Origin of the sequence: Actibacterium lipolyticum (genome assembly GCF_900184935.1) — a bacterium.
Lineage (GTDB): Bacteria > Pseudomonadota > Alphaproteobacteria > Rhodobacterales > Rhodobacteraceae > Actibacterium_A > Actibacterium_A lipolyticum.
Genome location: NZ_FXYE01000003.1, coordinates 1 through 8,493, shown reverse-complemented (window position 1 = coordinate 8,493; position 8,493 = coordinate 1). Strand labels below are relative to the sequence as shown.

The 8,493-nt window shown below is 59.3% G+C and carries 5 protein-coding genes; 1 reads left to right on the top strand and 4 read right to left on the bottom strand.

What is annotated here, in order from left to right; all coding sequences use genetic code 11:
* The 4 genes from COL8621_RS17160 to COL8621_RS17145 all read right to left on the bottom strand — a co-directional run bounded on the left by COL8621_RS17160 (window position 1) and on the right by COL8621_RS17145 (window position 7,297).
* Complete coding sequence (locus tag COL8621_RS17160; RefSeq protein WP_093968662.1) at window positions 1-2,547, bottom strand: PD-(D/E)XK nuclease family protein; 2,547 nt, start codon at window positions 2,545-2,547, stop codon at window positions 1-3.
* A 111-nt stretch (window positions 2,548-2,658) separates the two neighbouring features.
* Complete coding sequence (locus COL8621_RS17155) at window positions 2,659-4,227, bottom strand: ADP-ribosylglycohydrolase family protein (protein ID WP_093968661.1); 1,569 nt, start codon at window positions 4,225-4,227, stop codon at window positions 2,659-2,661.
* Window positions 4,228-4,260: 33 nt separating this feature from the next.
* Complete coding sequence (locus COL8621_RS17150) at window positions 4,261-5,247, bottom strand: helix-turn-helix transcriptional regulator (protein WP_093968660.1); 987 nt, start codon at window positions 5,245-5,247, stop codon at window positions 4,261-4,263.
* A gap of 49 nt (window positions 5,248-5,296) precedes the next feature.
* Window positions 5,297-7,297 (bottom strand): AAA family ATPase, encoded by a 2,001-nt coding sequence (locus COL8621_RS17145; protein WP_093968659.1) that lies wholly within the window; start codon window positions 7,295-7,297, stop codon window positions 5,297-5,299.
* Between the two features lie 343 nt (window positions 7,298-7,640).
* Here COL8621_RS17145 and COL8621_RS17140 point away from each other — a divergent pair.
* Window positions 7,641-8,493: DUF6880 family protein (locus COL8621_RS17140; RefSeq protein ID WP_370804700.1), on the top strand; the 853-nt coding region annotated here is incomplete at its 3' end.

The following is an 8,493-nucleotide window of genomic DNA, read 5'->3' as shown; positions in this document are numbered from 1 at the left end:
TCATTCCTCCTCAATCTGGCGAATGAATGAAGTTACGAGGGCCGAGCCATCGGTCAGCGCATAGGGCGTAAACCCCGCCTCTTTCTTGAAGAACCTCTCGTCGAGCGAGGTGTTGAGCACGACCCTCCCCGCACCAAGCTCGGCCAACCGCTCGGCCAGCTTTGCAATCGCAGCCAGGTTGATGGCATCGCCCATGTCGCGGGCGGGTGAACCCTCGGCTACGGGCAGACCTGAGGTCAGAAAACCACCGTCATTCATCAGGTGATAGGCGATCCCGACGTCACGGCCGATCAACGGCTCCATCCCGTCGCCTTCGCGCCGAATAGGACGCGCGATCATGTCGCGATAGAGCCCCGCCTGCAGATCCCAACCCGCTTCCATCCGCTTGCGCCGGGCTGATGTGCCACTCTTCTTGTGGTCAACGACCAGCAGTGCGCCGTCTGGTAGTTCAAGGATCGCATCCGCCTTTCCGTGAAGGTTGATGCCATGCGCCTCGCCAGCCAGCCAGATCTCGTTGCCAATGATTTTTGCGCCGAGCGCCAACAGATACTCGCGCCAGCGAAGGGCCGCCTGAAGGATTTCGCGTTCCAGCCCGCTGCGTTCCATTTCCCATGACGCGCTGCGCAGAAACCCGGCATGGCGGGTCAATGCGAGATCATAGGCGTCGGCCACTGCGGCGGTCAGGGCCGCGGGGTCGGGAATGGGCTGGTCCTTGAGGAATATGTGCTCGAACACATCATGGGCGATGTTTCCTTTGGCCATGACATCCAGTTCCTCTGCCGACCAGGACATGTCACTGGCCTCCACTTCGGCCAGAAGCCAGGCCAGCGGGCTAACCAGAAGCGTCTCCAGTCGCGAGGGTGATTGAGGTTTCATCGTTCCGTCATCTTTTTGGCGCAGGGCCAACAAGTCGACCCCCGGGAAAGCTAGGGCCTCTGGCAGATCGGGCGGTTCTGGCACCGGTGGCAGGTGATGGTGCGTGATGGGCCAATCTGCTGGTGGCAAGAGCGACAGGTCTAGGATTAAATTGGCAGCATCTTCGACACCCTCGATGGCGCGCGCAACCAGCGAAAGCCCTGCCGAGGGTTGCAGGCGCACACCGGACAAATCCCGCCAAGGGGTCAGGAATGTCGCCGTCTCAGAGACCGCCTGAAGCTGTTGATCAAATAACGAGAGCCCATAAGCCAGCACTTCGGCCCGGCCTCGCAGCTGCAATCCAACAGATCGGCGGATTGCGGCGATCTCGCTTTCGAGAAACATCGGATTGCCGCGCCCCCGCGTCGGGTAAAGGCCGTCGGTGAAATCCGTCACGATCAGATGTCGGCAGGGGCGCCACGGACTGTCCTGCGCGGACCACAGGCTGACGCCCTCCAGATTGCGATCTGGATCAGCGCCCAAAGGCGGTGCAATGTGGATGCCCCGCAGGATTGCCTCCCAATCCGGGCTACCGTCACCGGGCGAAATGGGCAGGCGCGCGCGCACGTCCTGACCTCGTTTGATCCTTTCACAGATACGGTCGAGCAAGAAACGCAGCTGCGCCAAGCTGCCCGCCGAAGAACGGATGTCTTTCCACAATTCCTTATGCGCAGGGGTAGGTGACAGTATATCGCCCCGGAAATCGCCGCCGATCAGGCTTTCGGCCAGATCACGCCCGGATTGCGATGACCAAGGCATCAGAGGTGATAACGCAAGACTTGCAAGCACCATTGCCGGGGTCGGTGTGCGCTTGGCCAGTGCCAGATGAAGGGCTGTCTCGCCAATGATGTCGCGCTCTGGCAGGCTGCCGGGAAGGCCGGACAGTGGCACGCCCTGCTCGACAAAGGCACGGGCGATTTGGCTTGGATTATTGTTGGCCATGACCGCGATCTCGCGAGCGGGGACTCCGGCCTCAATTAGTGCGCGGGCCCGCGCCGCCGCGAAATCAGCACAGGCCGCCGGATCACGCAAGCCAAAGAAGGCAAGGCTATCGTCAGCTTTTCCGACTGTAATGTTGGGCGCAGCAATGCCGCTCTGTAAAGCGTGAACTCTGCTTCCAACCGGCGCGGCAAGACCTTTGGCGGGCGCGGGGACTGTGCCAAACTCTTGTTCCAGGCGAGCATACAAAGCCCGCATCGCGGCAGGTGCAGCCAAGTCGAGCGATCCCTCAACCACGGGCAGTGAATCAAGGAACTTCCCATGCGGAAGCTCCAGAACATGACGCACCGGGGCAAGCCCCTCGGGCAACCCATCGCCCAGCCTGCGCCATAGCCCGATCAGTGCATCCAGATGCCGCCGTGCGCGGCTGTCTTGCAAAGGATCTACCACGGGCACACGGAGATCGTTGGTGGCAAGCACCAGATCCTCCAACGCCATACTGACTGCCGAGATCGTCTCGACCGGTGCGTTCGCAACGCTGTCTTTCCAGACGGGATCCGGGTCGTCGATAATCGCGCGCCCGGGCGACCATTCCGACGCTATGGGCGCAAGCGAAAGCTCTGCGAGGCTGGTATCAGTCAGGCGATACTGCAAACCAGAACGGGGATCCGCGACGAGAAAAGGGTAAAACATGGTTTGCCTGTAAATAATGCTATTAGCGCAGTGTATTGAGCAGCCAGTCTAAATCAATGATCTATATGGCTTTTGCGGTTTATAATTCAGCAATTGCAGCAATAGCTGTTTCTATCCGCCCGGGTAGTATTGGAAGAGTTCTTCTGCGGCATCGATGTCGGAAGAAAGGCGACGGAAATCACGAACCAGCCGAGTGACGAGATCCGAACCTTCAACGGTCTCAGCCCATCTGTGTCGAAACACGGCCGCGGGATCGAGCAAGCCCAGCATGTTGCCCGCAATCGCACCCGTTGAATCACTATCCCCACCATGTGTGACCGCAATCGCAAGAGCCTCTTCAAAGGAATTGCCAGTTAGGCAGGCATAGAGGGCTATGGACAGGGCCTCTTCTGCCGTCCAGCCACCACCAAGGGACTCGACAGTTTCACCGGCACCGTCACGCGGCGCGGCAAGTGCGGCTTGAATGGCCTGCGCAGTCTCATTGCCCCCATCCAGTCGCGCATAAATCTCTCCTGTGCGGGTTGCAGTCTCCTCAAGGCGCGCGCCTGCGGCAACATCAGCAAGCATTTCTGCCCATGCAGCCGCCGCAAGCTGACCTGTCACGTGGCCATGCGTCAGCGCTGATGTCTCAATCGCCATCCTGCGCACCTGATCGCGTGGGAACATCAACGCGATCGGTGCAACGCGCATGATGGTGCCACATCCCTTGCTGTTGTTTCGCGCCACGTCGCCAAAATGCGCGCTCGCCCCCAGCGAGGATAGGCAGGTATTGCCCGGCGCGCGGCAAACCCAAAGTCGTGGATCTTCGATCAGGCCCACATCATCTGTTTGAACTATCGGTTTGCCGCCTTGGGTTTTGTACCAGCGCAAAAGCGCATGATGAATCACAGATGGCGGATGGCAGATGCCTTTCAACTCACTGCGGATGAGCGCGCGGATGATGCCCTCGGCCGTAAACAACGTCATTTGAGTGTCGTCGGTAATGGCGCCGCGCAGTCCCATATGCGGAGGCAGGTCTTTGATGCCACCGGGGTAGCGACGGCAGATTTTCGCGAGAGACAGAAACTCGATCTCAGCGCCGAGGCTATCCCCAATGGCGCCACCGAGAAGACTGGCGTGGAGCTGGATAGGCTGCAATCCGTCATGTCGGCCATGGGCTGCCACCAAACGTTCTTGCACCGGGGTCTCTATCGCCCCCGGCCGCGCGTCGCGCACAATCTTCATAGATTCGCTCGCTGAATGCCCCCGTTCGACGAGCAGAAGGGCTGCAACCGTGCCGGCACGGCCAAGGCCGCCTCGGCAATGGATCAGCAAACGGTCGCCGTTCTCCAAAGTTTGGTGGAGATGTGGCGACAGATTGCGCCACATCTGCATGGCCTCTGGCGTCGGTGCGTCCAGATCGCGGATCGGGAAGTGATACCAGTCTATGCCTCGCGATTTTGCGGCATCGCCAAGCCCCGACACCGAAAGCAAGCCGAACTCATGGTCTTCAATCAGGCTCAGAACGGCTTTCGCCCCCCAAGCTTTGATCACATCGAGATCGACGTCCAGATCGCGGTCCCAAGCACCGCCAAAGACGCTGTCGCCCTTCTTGCCAGGGCAAAGTGTGAGGCCGAGCAGACCGTTGCTGATCGGCAGACTATCGATGCGAAGTGGGTGGGTTGTGCTGTTTCGAAGCAAGCGGTGTTCCTTTTCTGTCGATTCCAGCCAACACTACTCTCCGCTTACGTCATTTTCGGTCGTATCGGGATCGAAATTTCGCGAGTTGGTCAAGTAACGCACCCGGACCTTGTCTCCCCATCTCGCGAGATACCATTCCATTTCCTGCTGTCCGCCCGCACGGAAACGCACCATCAGAGAACCATCTTCCAAACGCTCCATCTGCTGTTTCGGATGAAACATATATCCCGCCGCCTCATCCGCCACTTCTGGAAGGAACCGCCATTCGACGTCACGGGGTTGCTCGCGCCAGATGCCGAAGCTCTCCGACAGCCAATCCTGTAGATCGAACCCCTCGGGGCGCTGATAGACATCGGTTTCCAACGAAACTCGCTCAAAACCAGCGAGAGCAAACAGGCGCAGATCGTCCTGATATTCGCTCCAGGCCAGCAAATATTGGCGCCCTTGTCCGAATAGCATCGCAATCGGGCCAAGCCGGGTATTGCGCGAAAGCTTTGTGGTGCCGCGGGCACGGTGGTCAGAAGAGATCATCACCCCTGCAAGGATCGCCTCGCGGAGCGCGAAAAGGATGTCAGGAGCAATCTTCTCGCGCGGTCCGGGCCTAAAGGCGACGCCGTCAGCCATCAATTGTGCCTCAAGGTCGGCGGCTATTGTGCGGCGGCGATCCTCACGGAACATGGCCTGCACCTTGACCAACAGACGCTCAAGCACATCAGCCGTAACCTCATCCCCCTCGCGGCGAGCAATCGCGGCGGCCCGGTGCCCGGCGGTCAGCTCATCCAGCGTTGGCTCCACCATTCGACCCAATGACCCCGGCGGGAAACGCCAGTATTTGCGTCCGCTTTCGCCGGAAAGCTCCTCAATCTGAGGGTATGCATTGCGCACAGCGTCTCGCATGCGCTCTGCTGTGCGTCGAGACACGTCGAACTCTCTTTCGATATCGGCAAGGCATACTCCCTCGGCCGATCCCTGCATCAGGAGCGCTAGTTTCTGCAGATCTTCCTGACGAGCGTAACGCATGAATCCTCCGGGAAAAGAACTGCCACCTTCGCGGCGACCCTCCGGGTCGTCAACGGCCAAAACCGATCGGACGTGCCGCTCCTACCTTTGCAGCAGCTTCGCGTGCTAGCTCGCGTAGGATTTCGTGCGGATCAGCGTTCCCGAGCGCCTGCATCCTGCGAGCTACATTGGCGAAATCTCCTGATGTTAGCCGATCGAGCGCCGACAGTCCGGTTGGCGGCGAATGGGAGAAGTGCGAGACCCAAGCCAGTGGGAGTTGATCAGTTGATAGGAAGTCGAAACGGATGCGAAAGGTGAACCGGCGCTGTGTGGCAGGGTCGAGCTTCTCTACGAAGTTCGTGGTGCACACAAAGGGCAGCGGGTGGCTTTCCATCCAGGTCAGCATTTCATTGACCTGAGATACTTCCCAGATGCGTTCGGCACCGCGCCGGTCAGCCAGCAGGCTGTCGGCTTCATCAAAGATTAGCATAGCAGCGTTGGTGCGCGCCTCGGCAAAAGCACGGGCGATGTTCTGTTCGCTTTCGCCGATCCATTTCGAGATGAGATCCGAGGCGCGCTTCTCGATCACCGGCATTCCGATCACGCGGGCTAGATGCCGTGCCCAAGCGCTTTTCCCGGTGCCGGCCGGGCCGTCTAGACAAAAGCTAATTCGCCGGGGCGCATCTGGATCTAGGAGCCGTGCCTCGATCCGACCCAGATCGGTGTCAGTCTGTGCGAGATTGGGCTGCCATGGCACTTCCGAGTGATGGCTCGGCGCGCTGTCCGCGCCGCCCTTCGCGAGCCGGGCGGCCGCATCAAGCACCTGCGACACCACCGTCTCGTCACCTGCGCAAAGCTGCGCCACCCGCATCGCGTCTGACACCAGCGCCGGAGCCTGATCGTGCCTTTCGGCCAGTACGGTCAAGACTGCATCCGGAATGCCGGTGGAATGTCGTACCTCTAGGCGTTGCCATATCCGTGATCGAACCCTTCCTGATGGCAATCGCATCATAGCCGAATAGCTCATCCGGCGCAGGAAGGCAGGATCGCAGGCATCGACCGAGTTCGTGGTCCAGATTACCGGAATGGGGTTGCTTTCCAATATCCGGTTGAAATGGACTTTCGACATCTCCCGGCTAAGAAAAGACCCCCTCGCCCCGAACAGATCCTCCATTTCGTCAAAGAGGAGTACGGTGTCCGATCTTTGCCCTAGCATGCGGGACGCTATGCTCAGCTCGGCCAGGCGTTCATGGCGCGACGGCTCCCCACCTTCATCGTCAGTTTCTCCCACCGCACGCAGTACGGCCCCAACCTTAAGTGCCAGCACCTTTGCAAACTCAGTTTTTCCGGTGCCCGGCGGACCATAGAGCAGGATGTTCACGCCCGGCGTGCTGTTAGCCAGAGCTTTGGACACCAAGTTGTGCATCAGGTCTGCATCTCGTCCCAGTCCTTCGAAATCCTGCCATTCAGCCTCGGGAGCGCCCGCACAAGGAAACATCAACGCGATCAGATTGTTAATGTTTCCCGCCTCGGCCAAAAGCGCGAAGGTGAGACGATCAGATAGGTCAAACGGCATACGATGATAGCGCCCGCCGCTGTTGCGCTGCACCAACCCCGAGCTTACCAGCCGACTGGAAGCGCGCATAGCAGCCCGGATCTCAGGCTCAGGCGCTAGGCAGAACCACGACAAAAGAAGCGGTACTGTGACCTCCTTCGTCTCCAAGGCTCCGTCGACGACATGCTCAAACGTGTCGAAGATCTTGTATAGAGCAACAAAGGTCAGCATGGATGTCTCGACCGGGGATAATCCAAAATGATCACCAAGAAGAGCGGCATTGCCTTGCACGATCTCGCCCTCGCCGCCACCAGCGCCTGGAATCAGGTTGCGGACGAGTTCCCGAATTTTCTCCCACCAAATCGCACTAGGTCGGGTGCGGGGGCGCTCTGGGCATTCAACTTCGGTCAGATACTCCAGCCAGCCGGGCAGTTCTTTGGCAATTCGGCTTGTTGGACCAAAACGACTGGCAAGTCGGGCGATCAAATCTAGGGCAAGGTGTTGTTCGTGGCTCATTTACATCTCCATCTGTGTAACAGAGATGGCATGGCCATACGTCATATCTGGACAGAAGGTCATAATCCCGGAGCAACTTAATCCAAAGATCTCCTCAATAATATCCTTTGAAGCAAGCGCTAAGGGCCGCGCCCACTCGATGGAAAGGCCGGCGACTGAACCAGGACGTATAGAACATTGCGAACAGATTCGAATTGAGCAATGCAGGTGAAACCTGCGTAGCTGTACGAGAAACTCAGGTCTGGTTTTTTTGGCCTGAGGCTGGTCTTGGCACCTAATCAATGTCGGCGTTTCGCTTATCGTTGACCGCTGCTAAAGTCCGCCAAGACAATATGGGTTTCCAATGGTATCGAAAACGACACTGAACGCAAAAAACCTTGAGACGCTCGGCGCTGCTCGCCTGGCCGATTTGTTGATTGAGATCAGTACCGGCTCTGCCGTGGCCAAACGGCGGCTGAGGTTGGAACTTGCAGGAGCGCAAAGCCCTAAGGAAGCGGGGCGGGCGGTGGCCAAGCGGCTGACCAGCATCGCGCGGGCCCGCAGCTTTGTGAATTGGCAAAAACGCAAGCCACTTGTCACCGATCTGCAAAGCCAACTCCGAGCGATCAAGGAGCAGATCGCCCCGGCCGATCCGGCCGAAGCACTCGCACTGGCCTGGCGCTTCATGCAGGTGGCAACACCGCTGTTCGAGCGCTGCGATGACAGCAGTGGAATCGTCATCGGCGTGTTTCACGACGGCTGCGCTTTGCTGGGCGAGATAGCACTTGCTGCCGGGGCGCAGCCTGAGTTGCTGGCCGATGCGGTGGTCGAAGCCCTTCGTGACAATGGCTACGGCCAGTATGACGGTTTGATCGCAATCCTGACACCCGCGCTTGGGGAAGAGGGGCTGGCCCATCTGAAGCGGCAGATCGAGGCAATTGCCGCGACGCCAGTTCCCGTCCCACCGAAAGGGCAATGGGAGGCCGTAGGGTATGGCAGCGGCGGTGCGACCTATGCGCACCAAATGGAAGAACGCTCCCGGCAAAGCATGGTGGAGATGGCGCTGAAGGACATCGCCGATGCGATGGGTGATGTGGATGCGTTCATCGCCCAATACGATGTGAGGACGCGCAAGGTGCCGCAGGTCGCTGCCAAAATCGCGATGCGCCTGCTGGCCGCGGGCAGGGCAGGGGATGCGCTCGGCTTCATCGAACGCG

Excerpts from the sequence above, each read along its gene's own strand:
- COL8621_RS17150 (WP_093968660.1), bottom strand. The coding sequence starts at position 5,247 with ATGCGTTACGCTCGTCAGGAAGATCTGCAGAAACTAGCGCTCCTGATG.
- COL8621_RS17145 (WP_093968659.1), bottom strand. The coding sequence starts at position 7,297 with ATGAGCCACGAACAACACCTTGCCCTAGATTTGATCGCCCGACTTGCC.
- COL8621_RS17160 (WP_093968662.1), bottom strand. The coding sequence starts at position 2,547 with ATGTTTTACCCTTTTCTCGTCGCGGATCCCCGTTCTGGTTTGCAGTAT.